The 16,762-nt window shown below is 66.9% G+C and carries 16 protein-coding genes; 3 read left to right on the top strand and 13 right to left on the bottom strand.

Annotation, left to right across the window (positions count from 1 at the left end; genetic code table 11):
• Positions 1 to 2: 2 nt before the first annotated feature.
• Entirely contained in the window at positions 3 to 1,049 is a 1,047-nt protein-coding gene (locus tag ACUJ46_RS09940; RefSeq protein ID WP_445390327.1) for an efflux RND transporter periplasmic adaptor subunit, read from the bottom strand.
• Positions 1,050 to 1,280: 231 nt separating this feature from the next.
• On the opposite strand from ACUJ46_RS09940, the gene ACUJ46_RS09935 reads away from it, so the two are divergent.
• Positions 1,281 to 1,958, top strand: coding sequence for a hypothetical protein (locus ACUJ46_RS09935; protein WP_445390326.1), 678 nt, complete (start codon positions 1,281 to 1,283; stop codon positions 1,956 to 1,958).
• A 65-nt stretch (positions 1,959 to 2,023) separates the two neighbouring features.
• On the opposite strand, the gene ACUJ46_RS09930 is transcribed toward ACUJ46_RS09935, so the two are convergent.
• From ACUJ46_RS09930 to ACUJ46_RS09920, 3 genes are all read right to left on the bottom strand, one after another.
• Positions 2,024 to 4,177, bottom strand: coding sequence for a molybdopterin cofactor-binding domain-containing protein (locus tag ACUJ46_RS09930; protein WP_445390325.1), 2,154 nt, complete (start codon positions 4,175 to 4,177; stop codon positions 2,024 to 2,026).
• A gap of 10 nt (positions 4,178 to 4,187) precedes the next feature.
• Positions 4,188 to 4,637 carry a (2Fe-2S)-binding protein gene (locus ACUJ46_RS09925; protein ID WP_445390324.1) on the bottom strand — a complete coding sequence of 150 codons (450 nt, stop codon included), beginning with the start codon at positions 4,635 to 4,637 and terminating at the stop codon, positions 4,188 to 4,190.
• A gap of 83 nt (positions 4,638 to 4,720) precedes the next feature.
• Positions 4,721 to 5,530 (bottom strand): TlpA family protein disulfide reductase, encoded by an 810-nt coding sequence (locus tag ACUJ46_RS09920; RefSeq protein ID WP_445390323.1) that lies wholly within the window; start codon positions 5,528 to 5,530, stop codon positions 4,721 to 4,723.
• A 149-nt stretch (positions 5,531 to 5,679) separates the two neighbouring features.
• Here ACUJ46_RS09920 and ACUJ46_RS09915 point away from each other — a divergent pair, with 149 nt between their 5' ends.
• On the top strand, positions 5,680 to 6,045 hold the full coding sequence (locus tag ACUJ46_RS09915; protein ID WP_445390322.1) for a carboxymuconolactone decarboxylase family protein: 366 nt from the start codon (positions 5,680 to 5,682) through the stop codon (positions 6,043 to 6,045).
• A 91-nt stretch (positions 6,046 to 6,136) separates the two neighbouring features.
• Here ACUJ46_RS09915 and ACUJ46_RS09910 read toward each other — a convergent pair whose 3' ends face one another.
• From ACUJ46_RS09910 to ACUJ46_RS09900, 3 genes are all read right to left on the bottom strand, one after another.
• Positions 6,137 to 7,693, bottom strand: coding sequence for a fatty acid--CoA ligase (locus ACUJ46_RS09910; RefSeq protein WP_445390321.1), 1,557 nt, complete (start codon positions 7,691 to 7,693; stop codon positions 6,137 to 6,139).
• 34 nt (positions 7,694 to 7,727) lie between these two features.
• Positions 7,728 to 8,657 (bottom strand): oxygenase MpaB family protein, encoded by a 930-nt coding sequence (locus tag ACUJ46_RS09905; RefSeq protein ID WP_445390320.1) that lies wholly within the window; start codon positions 8,655 to 8,657, stop codon positions 7,728 to 7,730.
• 114 nt (positions 8,658 to 8,771) lie between these two features.
• The gene (locus tag ACUJ46_RS09900) at positions 8,772 to 9,860 is read right to left on the bottom strand and encodes an alkene reductase (RefSeq protein ID WP_445390319.1); all 1,089 of its coding nucleotides are present in this window, start codon (positions 9,858 to 9,860) and stop codon (positions 8,772 to 8,774) included.
• Positions 9,861 to 10,041: 181 nt separating this feature from the next.
• Between ACUJ46_RS09900 and arsB the strand changes: the two genes are divergently transcribed.
• A complete protein-coding gene (gene arsB, locus ACUJ46_RS09895) occupies positions 10,042 to 11,130 on the top strand; it encodes an ACR3 family arsenite efflux transporter (RefSeq protein WP_445390318.1) in 1,089 nt (362 codons plus the stop codon).
• A 69-nt stretch (positions 11,131 to 11,199) separates the two neighbouring features.
• Here arsB and ACUJ46_RS09890 read toward each other — a convergent pair whose 3' ends face one another.
• The 6 genes from ACUJ46_RS09890 to ACUJ46_RS09865 form a co-directional block, all read right to left on the bottom strand.
• Positions 11,200 to 12,753: a hypothetical protein gene (locus ACUJ46_RS09890; protein WP_445390317.1), complete on the bottom strand. Its 1,554-nt coding sequence runs from the start codon at positions 12,751 to 12,753 to the stop codon at positions 11,200 to 11,202.
• A gap of 247 nt (positions 12,754 to 13,000) precedes the next feature.
• Entirely contained in the window at positions 13,001 to 13,210 is a 210-nt protein-coding gene (locus ACUJ46_RS09885; protein ID WP_445390316.1) for a UrcA family protein, read from the bottom strand.
• A 266-nt stretch (positions 13,211 to 13,476) separates the two neighbouring features.
• Positions 13,477 to 13,881, bottom strand: coding sequence for a type IIL restriction-modification enzyme MmeI (locus ACUJ46_RS09880; RefSeq protein ID WP_445390315.1), 405 nt, complete (start codon positions 13,879 to 13,881; stop codon positions 13,477 to 13,479).
• Between the two features lie 124 nt (positions 13,882 to 14,005).
• Entirely contained in the window at positions 14,006 to 14,875 is an 870-nt protein-coding gene (locus ACUJ46_RS09875; protein ID WP_445390314.1) for a DUF1838 family protein, read from the bottom strand.
• A complete protein-coding gene (locus ACUJ46_RS09870; RefSeq protein WP_445390313.1) occupies positions 14,872 to 16,335 on the bottom strand; it encodes a flavin monoamine oxidase family protein in 1,464 nt (487 codons plus the stop codon). The genes ACUJ46_RS09875 and ACUJ46_RS09870 overlap by 4 nt, the downstream gene beginning before the upstream one ends.
• Complete coding sequence (locus ACUJ46_RS09865) at positions 16,332 to 16,757, bottom strand: c-type cytochrome (protein WP_445390312.1); 426 nt, start codon at positions 16,755 to 16,757, stop codon at positions 16,332 to 16,334. Before ACUJ46_RS09865 ends, ACUJ46_RS09870 begins: the two co-directional genes overlap by 4 nt.
• Between the last annotated feature and the right edge of the window lie 5 nt (positions 16,758 to 16,762).

Genomic DNA, 16,762 nt, shown 5'->3' with positions numbered 1-16,762 from the left:
GGTCAGCCGCCGGCCTGCATCTTCAGCTCGGGAAGCCCGGAGATCGCAACGGTTTCGCCCGGCTTCACGCCTTCGAGGATGACAGCCCTGCCGGCCGCGCTGCTGCCGACGCGAACGGTGCGCGGCGCGAATCCTTCCGCTGCCTGCACGAACAGGGCATCGCGGCCATCGATACGGGTGAGGGCGGCGGAGGGAACGATTGCAGCCCCGCTGCCGCTGTTGCCCATCAGGGTGACGCTGAGCGCCTGCCCCGAAACAAGCCCGGGCGCGGCGCCGATGGACGCCCGTGCCCGCACGGAGCGGGTTTTAGGATCGACACCCGGCGAAACCGATACCAGCGTGCCGCGGAAACCGCCGGCCAGTTCGACCGCCATGCCGGGCCGTGCAATCCCGGCAAGCCGTTCAGGCAGTTGCAGTTCCAGGCTGTAGCGGTTGACGGCATCGATCACGAAGGGCGCCGTATGGGCCTCGACAGGGCCGCCGGTTTCGACCGAGATCCTGGAGACCCGGCCGGCAATCGGGGCCTTCAGATGGACGAGGCCGTCGGCTGCCGCACCGCCGCGTGCCATCATCTGCGCAGTCTGTGCTGCCTCGACCCGCGCTTCGGCAAGGGCTGCCTGTGCCGCATCATTGCGTGCGCCAGCAACGATGCCGGCTTCCGCCAGTTGCGTGACTCGCCTTGCCTCGGCTTCGGCCAGCTTCAGCCGGGCATCGGCGCGGGCGCGGGCAGCGGCCAGTTCCATCGCTTCGCGGCTTACCATGGTGGCAAGGCGCTGGCCCTGCCGCACGGCATCGCCTTCCTGCACCTCGATCTGCGCGATGGAGCCGGAAAAGGGCGTGGTCACGGCCATGCGGGCGCCGGGTGGCAGGCTGATGGTAGCCGGAACGACGGCAATCGGCACTTCGCCCGCGGCTTGTGCCACCGCAGTTTCGGGCGGGACGGACTGGACCGCCGCTTCCGCGCCTTTGGCGGTGGATTCAGTTTCTGGCGCACCTTCGGGTGCGCAGGCCGCAACGGCCAGAAGAAGGGGCAACAGGGCGCGTTTCATCCACTTCCTTTCATGGCCACAGCCACATGCTGTCAACGTGGGTTCCGCCGCCTTGCAAGGCGGCCCGGAAACGGCCTGCGAAAATCCAAGGATTTCATGATGCATGAGACATGAACATGCACTGATGATTCATATCAAGAAATCAAAACATAATGTGCATTAATGTCATTTCGTCGTGGCGTCGAGCAGGTCTTCATATGCGCGCCCATGGCGGGATGGAGGAGAAGGATTATGCAGACAGGCATGTATCGCATCATTGCCATTGCCCTTGTAGCCATGGCGCCCGGTCTCACGCCGGCCGTGGCCCAGCATGGTGGCGGTGGTGGAGGAGGTGCCGGCATGGGTTCCCGGGCGGGCAGCCCGCCGGTGATGGGCAGCCAGCGGGCCGGCGACATGGACCGGGCGCGCCAGCAGAACCAGACCCGCCTGAAGGATGGCACGGGCGCGAAGGATCAGACGCGCGCGCAGACCCGCAGCCAGATTCGGGACCAGGACCGGGTGAAACTGAACAGCGCGATTGACGGCCAGATGTCGGGCTGGCGCATGCTTGGCGATGGCGAACGGCTGCAGTTCCACCAGCGCATGCAATCCGCCCAGACGGCCGAGGAGCGCAACCGCATTCGCGCCGAACATCAGGAAACCATCCGCCAGCGGCAGCAGGATCTGGGCGTCGGTGCGCCCAAGGCAGGAAGCGGCAAGGGCGCCGGCATATCGGCGGGCGAGGCCGAACGCATGTCCCAGATGCTGACCGAGCGGGAGCGGCTGGAATATCATGAGCGCATCCGTGCCGCGACATCCGAGGAAGAGCGTGCCCGCCTGCGCACGGAAATGCAGACGGAAGCCCGCAAGCGGGCGCAGGACATGGGGATCGACGTGCCCGACTGGTATGGCCAGCCTTCCGGCGACTGATGGCTGATTCCAATTCCGGGCCTGCCGCTTTCACAGTGGCAGGCCCGGCTCATGTCGGATTCGGGTCAGGCCAGCTGGCCGTCCTTCAGAAGCGGCAGGCGGCGGATCGGTTTTCCGGTCAGCGCATGGAGCGCGTTCACCACCGCCGGGGCCGCAGGCGGCAGGGGCGGTTCGCCAACGCCGCCCATGGGCGCGCCGGATTCGATGATGTGCGCCTCGATCCAGCGTGGCGCGTCTGGCATGCGCAACAGCTCATAGCCATCGAGGTTGCGGTTGACGGCAGCGCCGCCCGCGATCTCGACGGCTTCCCCGAAAGCCGATGACAGGCCCTGGATGACACCGCCCTCGATCTGGCTGATGGCGCCGTCGCGGCTGACGATGGAGCCACAATCGAGCGCCACGACCATGCGATGCACCAGCGGGCGGCCGTCCGCGATGCTCACTTCGGCCACTTCGGCGCACAGGCTGCCATAGCTTTCCACATAGGCGATGCCGCGCGCCCGGCCCGGGGGCAGCGGCTGGCCCCAGCCGGCCTGCACTGCCGCCGTGTCCAGCACGTTGAGGGCGCGCGCATCATGGGCGAGAAGCTCGCGCCGCAGCCGGTAGGGGCATTTGCCCGCCGCCTTCGCCACTTCGTCGAGGAAGCATTCGAGGAAATAGCCATTCTGCGTGGAACCGACAGCGCGCCAGGGCGCTGTCGGCACCGGGTAGCGCTTCATCACATAATCGAGCCTGTAGGCGCCGGGCTTGTAGCGTGTGTCCGCAAGGGACTGCACGCTGCTGCCGTCCAGCCCGCCTTCGGGGATGGGGGTGGCGGGCGCCGCCATGTCGAGCGCCATCGACGGCCCGGCGGTTCGCACCCACAGGCCCGTCAGCCGCCCGTCAGACGAAAGCGTGGCCTTCATCCGCGCCATCTGCGCCGGGCGATACCAGCCCTGGCCGATTTCCTCCTCGCGCGGCCAGACGAAATGCACCGGCTTTCCGACGGCCAGCGCCACCAGCACGGCGTCGCGCATGCCCTCATTGTCGCGCAGGCGCCGGCCGAAGCCACCGCCCAGCAGCGTCGTGTGGATGCGCACCTTTTCCGCAGGCAAGCCTGATGCTGCGGTGATCGCGCCCATCAGCCTGTCCTGCGCCTGTGTCGGCGCCCAAACTTCCAGCGTGCCATCGGCGTTGAAGCGCACATGGCAGTTCCACGGCTCCATCGGCGTGTGGCTGAGGTAGGGGACTTCATAATCCGCTTCGACTGTGCTGGCGGCCTCTTTCAGGGCGGCATCGAAATCGCCGTCCTCGCGCGCCATGGCCGATGTCGCGGAGCCGAGCGCTTCCGTCATGCCGGCGGTAATGGCGGCGCTGTCCAGCGTCGCGTTTTCCGTGGGCCTGAAGCGGATGTCGAGCGCCTTTGCGCCCTTCATCGCTGCCCACATGCTGGTGGCGACAACAGCCGCGCCCGTGGGCAGCGGCACCACCTGGAGGACACCCGCGACCGCCCTGGCAGATGCTTCGTCGAAGCCTTCGAGCGCCGCCCCGAAGACCGGGGACAGCCGGGCGCAGGCAAAGACCTCACCGGGAAGGGACAGGTCCATGCTGTAGACCGGCTCGCCGCGCACCTTGGCCGGGATGTCGTGGCGGCGCACGATGCGGCCTGTCAGCGTGCGGGCGGACAGCGGGCGCAGCACCGGCTCTTCCGGCACGGGCCGTGCGGCGGCGCCTGCGGCCAGCGCGCCGATGGGGGCAATCACACGGTCCCGGTGCATGACCTTGCCATCCGCGATGTCGAGTTCGGCAAGCGGCAGGCTCCGGCTTTCGGCGGCTTCGGCCAGCAGCATCATGCGCGCGGCAGCGCCAGCTCGGCGCAGTGTTTCGTGCCAGCCGCGCATGCCCCAGCTTCCGCCGGAGCTCATCGGCGCCTTGCCGCCACGCCGGAAGGCGGGGGCGGGGTGGGCTGTCTCGATCCGGATGCCCTCGACAGGCACGCCCAGTTCCTCGGCGATCAGCATGGCGTGGCCGGTGTGGATGCCCTGGCCCATTTCCGTCGTGGGGGACCAGAGCTTCACCGATCCGTCGCCCCGCACTTCCAGATAGGCGGTGAGCATGGGCGTGGCGATTCCGGCAGCCGCCAGCGCCTTGTGCGCGGGAACGGCCATGGCGATCACGAGCGCGCCTGAACCGGCAAGCAGCTGTCGGCGGCTGAGGGCGGGGGTGGAGATGGCTGTCATGCGGCTCTCCTCAGGCTTTCGCTGCTTCGCGGATCGCCTTGCGGATCCGCATGTAGGTGCCGCACCGGCACAGAATGCCCGCCATATGGGCGTCGATCTCGTCGTCCGTGGGGTTCGGGTTTTCCGCCAGCAGGCTTGCCGCCTGCATGATCTGGCCGGTCTGGCAATAGCCGCACTGCGGCACCTGCATGTCGATCCAGGCCTTCTGCAGCGGATGGTCGCCATTCTTGCCCAGCCCCTCGATCGTCACGACCTGCTGCCCGGCAACCGCTTCCACCGGCAGCACGCAGGCGCGCACGGCCTGGCCATCCACCAGCACCGTGCAGGCACCGCACTGGGCGATGCCGCAGGCATATTTCGCGCCCTTCAGCTGCAGCACATCCCGCAGCACCCACAGGAGCGGCATCTCGGGGTCGACATCGAGCTGGCGGGCCCGGCCGTTGATGGTGACGGAGATCATGGCTGTCCTTTCCGGTGCTGGGTGGGCAAGCGGGCGCAAAGGATGGCAGCAGCGCCCGGCGCCTGCAAGCGGAAGCGGCAGGTTCAGCGATCCGTTTGCCGTGCGGCCTCCAGCAGCTTCATTCCTTCCCGCAGGCGCGCGCGGCTGATTTCGCCGGCCACTTCATCAAGGATCATGCCGTCGCCGCTGACGAACAGCGTAGTCGGAAAGGCCTTTTGACCGATGGCCGCCCCCAGCCGACCCCCGGGATCGAGCAGGTGCCCGGCCTCGGCCAGCCCGGCCGCCTTCAGATGCCGGCGCACGCTATCGGCCGGCTCTCCCTGATTGACCAGCAGCAGCGGCACCGGGGCTGTTTCGGCTTCGGATGCCAGCATCGGCAGCTCGCGGCGGCAGGGCGGGCACCATGTCGCCCACAGGTTGATGACCATCGGCTTGCCCGCCGGCGCCATGGTCTGCCCATCCAGCGCGACCAGCCCCGGCGGCAGTTGCAGCGGCCTCGGCTCCGGCTTCAGTGCCGGCTCGAGGATGAGCACCCACAGTGCCGCAAGGGCGGCAGGCAGCAGCAGGGCCGGCGCAAGGCCGGGCGTGCCGCGCAAGCCAAGCCCCAGCACCAGCGCGGCGGCGGCGGCCCCGGCCGGGGCATTCAGCCCGCCCTGCCATAGCATCAGCGCTGTCAGCGGCTCGGCGGCATAGGCATCGGGCATGGCTGCCACATGGGCGATGCGGGCCGCCAGCAGCCCGGCCCCCAGTGCCAGCAGGCCCGTGGAGGCGGGCCTGCCATGGCGCGCGGCCAGCCTGTCGGCGCTCCAAAGGAACAGCATGATGAGCAGCAGGGCGGCCGCGCGCCCGGTGGGGATGGCCAGCGGGCCAAGCGAAAGGACGGCGGGAAGCATGGCCCCCCCTGGCATGACCGGCGCGACGGGGCCAGCCATCGGCTTGCAGGGCGCCCGGCCTGCATGGCTGGCATGCCCGGCCGGGGTTCTTGCGGAAATCCTCTGTCTGGCCGAAGCTTCGGTCATCGCAGGACTGAGGGAGATGCACTATGCTGAAGAACTGGCCCGAAATGGCGGAGAAGCTGAACCCGCTGGTTGCCTCGCTGCGCAAGGCGCAGCCCGATGTGATGAAGGCCTTCGGGCAGATGGCGCAGGCGGCCACCCGCTCCGAGGCACTCGACACGAAGACGAAGGAGCTGATCGCGCTGGGCATCTCGGTCGCCATCCGCTGCGATCCGTGCATCACCTATCATGCCAAGGCGGCGGTGAAATCCGGCGCGACCGATGCCGAACTGGCGGAGGCGATGGGCCTTGCCGTCTATATGGGGGCAGGTCCGTCGGCCATGTACGCCGCCCAGGCCCTGGAGGCGGCCGGCCAGTGGCGGCAGGAACTGGAAGGGCCTGAAGCAGGCTGAATCGGAAAGCCGGCCGGGCCTGAAGGCAAGGGCCCCGCACCCCGGAAGGGGCGCGGGGCCAAAAGGCTGCCGCCGTCCGCGTGGCGGAGGCTCAGTTCACCTGCCGCTCTCGGCCTTCCCAATAGGGTGCGCGCAGTTCCCGGCGCAGGATCTTGCCGGAAGGGTTGCGTGGCAGCGCCTCGATCACGTCCACCGATTTCGGCGACTTGAAGGCGGCGATGCGGTCGCGCGCCCAGCTGATGATGCTGGCTTCGTCGATGCTGTGGCCGGGCTTCGGCACGCACACGGCCTTCACCGCTTCGCCCCATTTGTCGTCGGGAACGCCGATCACTGCCACTTCCAGCACGTCGGGGTGGCCATAGATCGCGCTTTCCACCTCAGCCGGATAGACGTTTTCGCCGCCGGAAATGATCATGTCCTTCACCCGGTCGTGGATGTAGAGATAGCCATCCTCGTCCATGTAGCCGGCGTCGCCGGTGCGGACCCAGCCATCGGCGGACAGGGTGGAGGCCGTCGCCTCGGGAAGGCTCCAGTAGCCTGCCATGTTGTTCGACGAGCGCGTGACCACTTCGCCCACTTCGCCCACGGGCAGTTCGCGGCCTTCGGAATCGCAGATCCGGATTTCCACGCCCGGCAGCGCCTTTCCGGCCGAGCGCATGCGCCGGTTGCCGGCCGGGTCATGGTCTTCGGGCGGCAGCATGCAGATGGTGCCGGTGGTTTCCGTCATGCCATAGGTCTGGATGAAGCTGGCGCCGAACATGGCGATGCATTCGCGCAGCAGTTCCAGTGGAATCGGCGCCGCGCCATAGAGGATGTATTTCAGCCGGCTGAAATCCGTCTGGGCGCAGCGCGGGTGGTTCAGCAGCATCTGGAGCGCTGCCGGCACCATGAAGAAGCGGGTCACGCCCTTCATTTCCACGCTGTCGAAGATGGCGCCCGGCTCGAATTCCGTCAGGACGATGCCCGGCAGGCCGACGCCCAGCGCCATCACGCCAAGGCCGGTGCCGCCGATGTGGGCGCAGGGCATGGCGACGAGCACGGCCTCGTCCTCGTCCCAGGTGCTGTAGGGCTGTTCGAGGCCAACGGCATTCTTGCGCAGCGCGAACATGTTGGCGTTGGTGAGGATCGCGCCCTTGGGCTTGCCCGTGGTGCCCGAGGTGTAAAGCTGGAGCACAGGGTCATCCGGCCCGGCGGGCACGAAATCCGCCCGCGGGGACTGGTCGATCGCGACGCGCGCTTCGGTATCGGTATAGACCTTCAGCACCCCCGGCACGGCGGCGAAGGTGGCGGCCAGGCCCTCGAAGCCTTCGCCCAGGAAGACGATCTTCGCGCCGGAATTTTCCACGATCCAGACGGCCTCGGCTGGCGCCAGGCGCCAGCCCACGGGCGTCATCACGATGCCTTCGCGCGCCGCGCCGAACAGCAGCGTGAAGTAGAGGTCACTGTTCTTTCCGAACCAGGCGATGCGGTCGCCCTTCTTAACGCCATGGGCATGCAGAAGGCCAAGAAGGCGCGCGGTCCTTTCCTCCAGCCCGGCATAGGTTGTCACCCGGTCCTCATGGTCGAGCGCGACGCGCGCCGGCCGGTCGGCTGCCCAGTGGCGGACATAGTCGTCAAACGTGTCGAGATTCACTGCCGGGTTCGTCATCTGGCCCCTCTTCCCCGATGTCGGTTCCGAGCCTTCATGCCGCCTGTGCGGTGGCGCTGTCAGCCTGTCGGTTCTGCTGTCCCGCCAGAAGCCGCTGCTGGGCGGCGGGCTTCATCCAGGCAAAATCCCAGGGCAGGCCCAGGCGCCCGGCGGCGATGGCCGGAGGCGATCGCGGGTCTTTCCGCCGGTCGGCGGCGCGCGCCATCATCTTCAGCGCCAGCCGGTCGAAGGTGGAGAGGTCATATTGCGCGCCCAGTTCCAGCTTTTCCCGCACGATGGGCGGAAGCAGCGAAACGGCGGCGCGCGCCAGCGCCCGGTGCAGGAAGCGCGGCACGCTGGGCGCCGCCGTGCCCGACTGGATGATGTCGAGGAATTCGATAACGATGGGGTGCGGCTCGAAGCGGGGAAGCAGCCGGTTCATCATGTCGAGGAAATCCGCTTCCGATTTCGGGCTTTCGGTCACGCCATAGAGGCTGCCGATCTTCTCGCCATCGTTCCAGAAGCGCAGCTGATCGGCGGCGCTCAGGGGCGTGACAAAGTTGTGATAGGCCTTCAGAAAGCCATAGGCGGCGGTAGCGCTCACCCAGTTCAGAAGTTCCGGTTCCAGCGCGCGATAGGCTTCGCCCTTCGGCGTTTCGCCGTTCACCTTCGCGTGCATGCGGTTGACGCCGCCGATCACCTGCCGCGCCACCGAGCGCGGCGCATAGACCCCGACCTGCGCGACCGCGCCAGTACGCTTCGAGCGTCCGATGGGATCGACCTTATAGATGGAATGATCCCACACGCCCGAGCGGATGCGCGCGTCGGCGAATTCCAGCAGCACTGCGGCCACCCCGCCGATGCCCAGCGCGATGGGGTTGCGATAGATGCGCCAGTGCAACGAATCCGGCTCCAGCAGGCAGGGCTCGCCCGCCGGCTTCGAGAAATCGACGCTGATCTCGCGCGCTTTCGGTGTCTGGCTCATGGTGCATCCTCCCCCTTGCCCCGGACGGGGTTTGCGGCTGTCTGCCGCAGTGCGGGTGCATGCACAATTGACAGATGTGCCGGGGGCGCGGGCCCCCGGCATTCATCTTTTCCCTCAGGCGGCGTCCATTGCGGGGAAATCGGTGTAGCCGCGCTCGCCGCCGCCATAATAGGCGCGCAGGTCCGCATCCACGAGCGGCGCGTCGGCCTTCAGCCGCTCCACCAGATCGGGGTTGCCGATGAAGGGCCGCCCGAAGGCGATCATGTCGGCCCGGCCGGCTTCGACAGCCTCGATCGCCATCGCGCGGGTGTAGAGGTTGTTGGCGATCAGCACGCCCTTGAACAGGCGCCGCAGCTTCTGCAGGTCGAAGCTAGGCTCGATTTCGCGCGTGATGCCGGTGTCGCCTTCCACCATGTCGAGCCAGCCGATCTTCATGTCGTTCAGCTTTTCGACCACATGGGTGAACAGCGGCTCGGGGTTGGAATCCCATGCGCCATAGGCATGGCCGATGGGGGAAAGGCGGACAGCCGTGCGTTCCGGCCCCCAGACCTTCACCACCGCTTCCATCACTTCCAGCAGCAGGCGGGCGCGGTTTTCGATGGAGCCGCCATAGGCGTCGGTGCGCTTGTTGGTCATGTCGCGCAGGAAGGCGTCGAGCAGATAGCTGTGGGCGCCATGCACTTCCACGCCGTCGAAGCCGGCGTCCTTCGCGCGGCGGGCGGCATCGGCGAAGGCGGTGACGACCCCGGCGATCTCTTCCAGGCTGAGGGCGCGGGCTTCCTCGAAATCGACCATTCCGCCTTCGGTGAAGACCTGTCCTTCCTGCTTGTAGGGCGAGGGCGCGACGGGGGCGCGTCCCTGAAGGTCGAGCGAGGAATGCGAGAGGCGGCCTGCATGCCAGAGCTGGCAGAAGATGCGGCCGCCACGGGCGTGGACGGCATCCGTCACCTGTTTCCAGCCGGCGATCTGCCCGTCATCCCACAGGCCCGGAATGAAGGCCCCGCCGCGCCCTTCGGGCACCACGGCGGTGGCTTCGGTGATGATCAGCCCGGCGGACGCGCGCTGGCCGTAATAGGTGGCCTGCAGCGGGCCGACACGGCCGGCCATGTCCGCCCGCGCACGGGTAAGGGGGGACATGGCGATGCGGTTCTGAAGCGAAAGCCCGTTGAAGGTAACGGGGGCGAACAGGTCGGTTCCGGCCATGCGATGCTCCTTTGCTGGGTGAAATTCCGGGTGGGTGAAAAACCTTGTGCACCCGAATGAAGCCCCTGCCACTGCCCGGCACAACGGGGCTTGTTGATAGGCAGGCGCATCCGGGCGGCGCCTTGCGGGCGGGGAGACGCTGAAATAGGCAGGCCCGCATCCCCCGCGCAGGAGACGGACCTTGCAGACTGAATCACGGCCGAGGCTGCCGCTGTTCGAACGCTTCCTCAGCCTCTGGGTGCTGGGCGCCATCCTGGCCGGCATCGGGCTGGGGCTGGCGGCCCCTTCGGTCTTCTCCCTGATGGCGGCGCTCGAGGTTGCCAATGTGAACCTGCCCATCGCCCTTCTCATCTGGGCGATGGTGTTCCCGATGATGGTGGGGGTGGAATTCACCGGCATCGCCCGCGCCTTCCGCCAGCCGAAGGGGCTGGTGATCACTCTTGCCGTCAACTGGCTGGTGAAGCCCTTCACCATGGCGCTTCTGGGCGTGCTGTTCTTCCGCCACCTTCTGGCCGATTTCATTCCACCGGCCGATGCCGACCAGTATCTGGCCGGGCTCATCCTGCTGGGGGCGGCGCCCTGCACGGCGATGGTGTTCGTCTGGTCGCAGCTGGTGCGTGGCGACCCCAACTACACGCTGGCGCAGGTGGGCGTGAACGATGCCATCATGGTGCTTGCCTTTGCGCCCATCGTCGGGTTGCTGCTGGGCATCACCGATATCGTCGTGCCGTGGGAAACGCTGATCCTGTCCACGGTCCTTTATGTTCTGCTGCCCTTGCTGGCGGGCATATGGGTTCGCCGGCGTCTGCTGGCGCGCGGCGGGGACAGGGCGCTCGATGCCTTCAAGGCCAGGGTGCGGCCATGGTCCATGCTCGGCCTGCTGCTGACAGTGGTGCTGCTGTTCGGTTTTCAGGCGGGCACCATCATCGAAAGCCCGCTCGTGGTGGCGCTGATCGCGGCGCCCATCCTCGTGCAATCCTACCTGATCTTCGCGCTGGCCTATGCGGCGGCATGGGCATGGCGGGTGCCCCATGCGGTGGCCGCTCCCTGCGCCCTCATCGGTACGTCCAACTTCTTCGAACTGGCCGTCGCGGTGGCGATTTCGCTGTTCGGCCTTGGTTCCGGCGCGGCGCTGGCGACCGTGGTGGGCGTGCTGGTGGAAGTGCCGGTGATGCTGTCGCTCGTGGCCCTTGCCAACCGCACCCGTCCGCTGGTGGAAGCCCGCGCGGGCCGTGCGGCGAAGGGGGATGCAGGCGATCAGTCGGCCTAGCGGCCGTGCTGCCCATCGCGACAAGCGCAGGTCAACCGGCCAGTTCGCGGAATTGCCGGATTCCCCGGCCTATTTTCGCCGGGCCGGTCCCAGCTGTTCCCACTGCCACTGCAGCTCCAGCAGGGCCTCCCGCGCCGGGGCGGCGAGGCCGAGCCGGCTGGCCGCCTGCGCCAGATCCGGGAAGGCGCCGCCTGTCTGGCGTTCAGCAATGAAGGCGCCGCCCAGTCCGGCGAGGGCGGTTCCCTGAAACAGCAGCTCCAGCTCCGCCTCGCGTGCGCTGTTGAGATCAGTGATGGCAGGCAGGGTCCGCGCATTCTGCCATGGCGCTGCCGATACCCGCACCCGGTCGTTGGCGATCCAGATGCCCGGTTTCAACGCATCGCCAAGACCCTGCCGCCCTTCCAGGATGGCGGCCAGCAGCCCATCCTGCGCGACCTGCGCGTCCTTCCGGGCGGCCATGAAGGCTCCGATGTCCCCGCTGGCGCCAGCGCAACTGGCCCGGGCGGCAAGGGCGGCCGTGCTGGCGGAGGCGGTTGCGCCATGGGTGGTCTGCAGGAAAAGGCGTGTCACCGCTTCACGCTCCGCCGGGTGCACTGTGCCCCATGTGCGCACAAGCGCGACGACGGGGGCTTCCCCCGCCGGCCAGCCGCCCATGGCGGACAGGGTCCGCAGCAGCTTGTCGTGGCGTGCCTCCAGCGGTTCCGCCTCGGCGGCAAGCAGCTTGTGCAAGAAGGACGCGACCACAGCTTCGGATGCCACCATCTGGTTGCCTGATTTCAGACGGCATGGGTCGATGTCGAAAGCGGCTTCATCGGCCAGCCAGCGCGCATGGGGGTCGGCCACAGCCGGCGCGCGCTTTTCGAAGGCGAACATGTTCTGCGGCACGAATGTCTGGCGCAGCCAGCCCTCCTGCCGGCTGAACCACATGTCCGCCAGTTGCGGTGCCCGCATCCCCAGGGTTCGCGCCGCATAGCCTGGCGTTTCGGTCATCCGGGCGGAAAGCGGCTGCAGGGCGATACCCAGGCCCTCGTCAAAGGCGCTCATGGGGTCGGTGATGGCCCTCGTGCTGTGGAATTTGCGCGATGGCGCAGGCGGAACAGGCCCCCACATCCTGCGAAGCAGCACATGTCCCCATTCATGCGCCAGCACCTCCTCGAATTCACCGCTGGCAATGGAGGCCTCATCGGCGGTCAGGTCGATGAAATGATCGTTGCACCGGCTCGTCCGGCCATCTGGGCCCTGCAGATGGAATCCATGGCGCGCATAGCCGCCATCCTCGTCGGACAGCAGGATGAAGACGGCTTCCGGAAGGGCAGGGCAGTGCGCTTTAATTGGTGCGGCCTTGCGTGCCGCCTGGTCGAGTGCCGAAATGCGGGCGGACAGGCCCGTGGCCAGTATCTTGCGGGCAGCTTCGGTAACAGGTGTGGACGACGCCGGCTTCAGGACAGGCCAGCCTGTTCCATCGGGTTCGTTGCGCACGAGGGGTTCGCCACTTGCGTTCCGGACTGGTTCCAGAAGCACATGGCCGGCAGTCCCGTCCTCGCCCGTTCGCGAAAATGCCGCCTGTGCAGACAGCCCCCATGCCAGTGCCGCTGCTGCCACTGTTGCATGCCATAGTCTCATGCCACCCTCCCCGCAGGCCCTCACCGGGCTGATCTGGCCCTGATAAGGCGCTGCTTCCGCCCTGTTCGCGAACCATGTGTGAAAATAGACCATGCCCATGCCCCTGGCGACTGGCGCACGCCCGGTTCCGCCATACGGCACGGCACGGCTTCCGAGGGAAGAAGCCGTGCCGCCTGGCAGTGTTTTCGTGCAGGGGGCCTTCCGCTGAGGGCCGTGCCGGCAGTGCCTGCCGGCCGGCGCCAATCTCTCAGCGGCTCGCCATCTGGCTGCTGGCCCGCAGGTCCGCGATGCGGGTCTTGCCGCTTTCCATCGCCGAGGCGACGCAGGCACGATAGCTGGCGCGGGCCCTCAGATCCTTCCACTCCGTGCCGCTGCTGCAAACCATGCGGGCCGCATGCCCCACGCGGGCTTCGACAGCCGCCCTGCCCTCGGCGCTGAGCAGTTCGTGGGAGGCCACCTACACCTCAACGCCGGCGGCCTGTGCCGGGGCTGCCGCAAGGGCCAGCATGACGGCGCTGGCGAGTGTGGCGAGGAAGATGTTGCGAAGGTTGTTTTCGATGCCGTTGGTCATTGTCCGCTCCTGTTTCCTGGTTGATGCCACCTGCAATGCAGGGGGCGTGCCAGGTTCGAGCGAGCAGACGAATTCTATTTAAATCAGCAGCTTGAGCATTTTCAGCGCTGAATGGCCCTGAATGCGGGATGAATTATATTCAAAAATCTGGTCTATTTCGCCAACTGTTGGCGACCAATTCTGGCGCGAGCGGTAACGCTTACCTTCTCAAGCACGGAAAGCGCGGCCGCGGTCTGGCCGAAGATGTCGAGATCGTCCTCGTCCTTGTCGGCCGCCGCACGGTCAGCCTCGCTGCCTTGCTTCGCCTCAAGGATGAAGCAGTTGCGCTTGTAGCAATCGATCCGGCCGAAGCTTTGCGTGCCGTCGCCATTGTCCTGGAAGACGCGGCGTTTGAACACATAATCATTGTGCGCATCGTCGGCGCGGCTGCCGGCGGGCGGCTCCACCCCCAGCAGCGTGCACAGGCCGTTGATGAAGCTCTGCGTGTTCGCAAGCTCACACCCGCACGTTTCGCGCCAATGGGCAATGAAGCGCTCTATTCCGGCCAGATCTTCCATGCCGAGGGGATAGACAGGGCAAATGCCGCTGGCATCAGAGCCTGCGGCGCCATCGCCGGCCATTGCGGCACGAGAAAAGACGTATCCGCCCTCCTGGTGTCGCAGCCCGGGAGCGCAGGCCTTGTCAGTCGAGCGACGCGGTCAGCAATGCCGGGTCGTGCGCCATGCAATGTTGCACGAAGTCCTGCGGCAGTTCCTGGATCGAATAGACATTGCCGCCTTCGGCCCGCCACAGCAGCGAGCCTTCGATGTCCCTGGGCATCTCCAGCCAGGTCTGCCACTCGGTCTGGCTGGTCCATGAATGCGTCGACTTGATTGCCGGCGTATCGGCATCTTCGAGCGCTGCGGTCGAGCATGACCAGCAGTCATTGGTGAATTCGGTGCGCGGCACATTCGTGCCGGCCGGCGTCCACTGCGTGAAGCCATGGCGTTTTACCACCGCACGATCACCGATCCGGACGATGTCGAGTTCGACCGGCTTTCCGAATACGCTCGATTTCATTCCGAAATTGGCCTTCAGCTCCAGCCCGTTCGGCCCCAGCACTTCGCCCGTAATTCCCGCCCGGAACAGCGGCACGTCCAGCACCTTTCCGCTGTAGGGGTTGGTGAATGTGTCGAGGAAGGTGTTGCGGTCGAGATCCTTGTAGAACAGCCAGGAGCGTTGGCGGGTCTCGATCCGGCCGTCTGGCAGCACCTGAGAGCGGCGCACGCTGCAACCTTCATAGCCATAGAGGCGGCGGCCATAATCCTCGATCTCCAGCCCCGGCCCCGAACGCAGGCCAAAGACCTGTCCGGATGAATAGGCATAGACGGTGCGGCCCGAGATATCGCCCTGCAGCCGCGCCAGCAGGCGCATGGTGCAGGCCGGATCCTTGGCAGCGGGACTTGTCAGGCCTCCACGCGCCTGTGCAGCGCCGGCAAGGGGCAGGGCTGCTGCGGCTGCACCCAGTCCGAGCAGGGCGTTGCGCCGATTGAGCGGGAAATCGATAGTCATAGTGTCTCCTGGAAGCGCTCGATGATCTGCAATGCGGCGCGCTCGCCCGATTCCATTGCGCCCTCCATTCCGCGCGCGACGGCGGCCGTGTGCTCACCGGCGAAGAACAGGCGGCCGACGGGTTCGTCGAAGGCGTGTGCCTGAGTGGCGATATGGCCCGGCTGCCAGCAGGCATAGGCCCCGCCTGCGAACGGGTCGCGCTGCCAGCTCCATACCTTGATCGGGCGAAGCGCTCCCTTTGCCGATGGACGGATACGCTCGACCTCGGCCAGCACCGCCACCGCTGCGGCCTCGGGCGGCATCCGGTCCAGCCGGTCCGCCTGAAAGCCGTTCACGAATGCGAGGAAGGTCGTCACATCGGCAGGGTCGCTGCCATAATTCAGCGCCATGAAGCGCCCGGCCAGCGTATCAGTCCACATTGACGGCGGCAGGCCGTCAGCTTCCCAGAAGCGCCGCGTCGGTACGAAATGCACCTGAAAGACACGGTTGTAGCTGATGGTGTCGACGGCGGTCTGCACCTTGGGCGGCAGGGCCGGATCGATGCGGATCAGGCGCAGCGCCGTTGCCGGAAGTGTGCAGACCAGCGCCTTCCCGCAGAACAGGCTGCCATTCTCGCACACCGCCTCGATTCCATCCGCATCGCTGCGGATGCCGATCACGGCCTGGTTCTTGTGGATAGTGCCCTTGACCGCACGCGCCATGGCTTCCGGCATGCGCTGGTTGCCGCCCACGCTGGCATGGACCTTGCCGTCACCGGCCATCACTTCGGCGTTGCGGGCGATATGCCACCACATCATCGCGGAGAGGTCGTGGCCAGAATTTCCGTAGCTCGGGTTGGTGGCATAGGCGAGCCGGATCTGGGCCGGGGTCCAGCCCTGCTCGGCGAGCACTTCGGCAACCGAGCGGTCATGCTTCGCAAACGCCGGATCGCGCCAGCTTGTGGCATCTGGAAGCGGATTGAAGGGCAAAAGCGACAAGGGGCCGGCCAGCCAGGGCGGCAGTTTGCGCGTATCGCCGGCAAAGGGATTATGCGGCGAGGAGGGCCAGTCCCTGGCAAGGATCGTCTTGCCGTCGACGTGGATCGCAGTATTTGCGGCGGTGCCTTCGGTGCGCGGCCGATGCTCTTCAAAGGCGACATTCAGCTGCTTGCAGCGATCGAAAAGCCGTGCATAACCGGTGCCAACGCCGCTGCCGCCGGCCTCGGGGCGGCCAGGCACGTCGTCCATGGTGTAGAGCCGCCCGCCAACACGGTCTCGGCCTTCTACCACCAGCACCTTGTAGCCCTGCTCTTCCAGCAGCAGCGCGGCGTTGAGGCCGGCAAGCCCGGCGCCCAGCACGATGACGTCGGCGCGTTCGTCCACCTTTGCGCTCGCACCCGCCGTGCGCAGAAGCGGCACGGCAGCGGCAGTGCCAGCCGCCAGCTTCAGAGCAGTCCTGCGCGAGACGCTTGCCGTATTCATTTGCTGGTTTCGGCGCGCAGATAGGCGATCAGAGCAGCACGCTGCTCGGGGCGCGCCATACCCGCATAGGCCATGCGATTGCCCTTCACTGTCTTGCCGGGGCTCGCAATCCATGCGTCGAGCGTCTTGTCGTTCCAGGTGAGACCCGATGCCTTCAGCGCATCCGAATAGCGGAATTGCTTTTGAAGCGTGCCTGCCTTCGCGCCGAACAGCCCGTACAGATTGGGGCCGACCTTATTGGGCTCGCCCTTCTTCAGCGTGTGGCAGGCGCGGCATTGCAGCCAGGCGCGCTGGCCGGGATCGGCGGAAACCTGCGCAGATGCAGGCTGCGCCGCGAAGAAGGCGGGCAGGGTCAGGAGCGCGAGGGTCTTTCGCATATGCACTGTCCTTTGGTCTGCGCCGGGCCGGAAGGCCCGGCGCATTCGAT

The sequence above is a fragment of the Sandaracinobacteroides sp. A072 genome, from assembly GCF_052616365.1.
The sequence above is the reverse complement of the archived record's forward strand: the minus strand, read 5'-3'. Positions and strand labels throughout refer to the sequence as shown.

Coding starts and splice junctions, on each gene's coding strand:
- ACUJ46_RS09940 (WP_445390327.1), bottom strand. CDS start 1,049: ATGAAACGCGCCCTGTTGCCCCTTCTTCTGGCCGTTGCGGCCTGCGCA.
- ACUJ46_RS09935 (WP_445390326.1), top strand. CDS start 1,281: ATGCAGACAGGCATGTATCGCATCATTGCCATTGCCCTTGTAGCCATG.
- ACUJ46_RS09930 (WP_445390325.1), bottom strand. CDS start 4,177: ATGACAGCCATCTCCACCCCCGCCCTCAGCCGCCGACAGCTGCTTGCC.
- ACUJ46_RS09925 (WP_445390324.1), bottom strand. CDS start 4,637: ATGATCTCCGTCACCATCAACGGCCGGGCCCGCCAGCTCGATGTCGAC.
- ACUJ46_RS09920 (WP_445390323.1), bottom strand. CDS start 5,530: ATGCTTCCCGCCGTCCTTTCGCTTGGCCCGCTGGCCATCCCCACCGGG.
- ACUJ46_RS09915 (WP_445390322.1), top strand. CDS start 5,680: ATGCTGAAGAACTGGCCCGAAATGGCGGAGAAGCTGAACCCGCTGGTT.
- ACUJ46_RS09910 (WP_445390321.1), bottom strand. CDS start 7,693: ATGACGAACCCGGCAGTGAATCTCGACACGTTTGACGACTATGTCCGC.
- ACUJ46_RS09905 (WP_445390320.1), bottom strand. CDS start 8,657: ATGAGCCAGACACCGAAAGCGCGCGAGATCAGCGTCGATTTCTCGAAG.
- ACUJ46_RS09900 (WP_445390319.1), bottom strand. CDS start 9,860: ATGGCCGGAACCGACCTGTTCGCCCCCGTTACCTTCAACGGGCTTTCG.
- ACUJ46_RS09890 (WP_445390317.1), bottom strand. CDS start 12,753: ATGAGACTATGGCATGCAACAGTGGCAGCAGCGGCACTGGCATGGGGG.
- ACUJ46_RS09880 (WP_445390315.1), bottom strand. CDS start 13,881: ATGGAAGATCTGGCCGGAATAGAGCGCTTCATTGCCCATTGGCGCGAA.
- ACUJ46_RS09875 (WP_445390314.1), bottom strand. CDS start 14,875: ATGACTATCGATTTCCCGCTCAATCGGCGCAACGCCCTGCTCGGACTG.
- ACUJ46_RS09870 (WP_445390313.1), bottom strand. CDS start 16,335: ATGAATACGGCAAGCGTCTCGCGCAGGACTGCTCTGAAGCTGGCGGCT.
- ACUJ46_RS09865 (WP_445390312.1), bottom strand. CDS start 16,757: ATGCGCCGGGCCTTCCGGCCCGGCGCAGACCAAAGGACAGTGCATATG.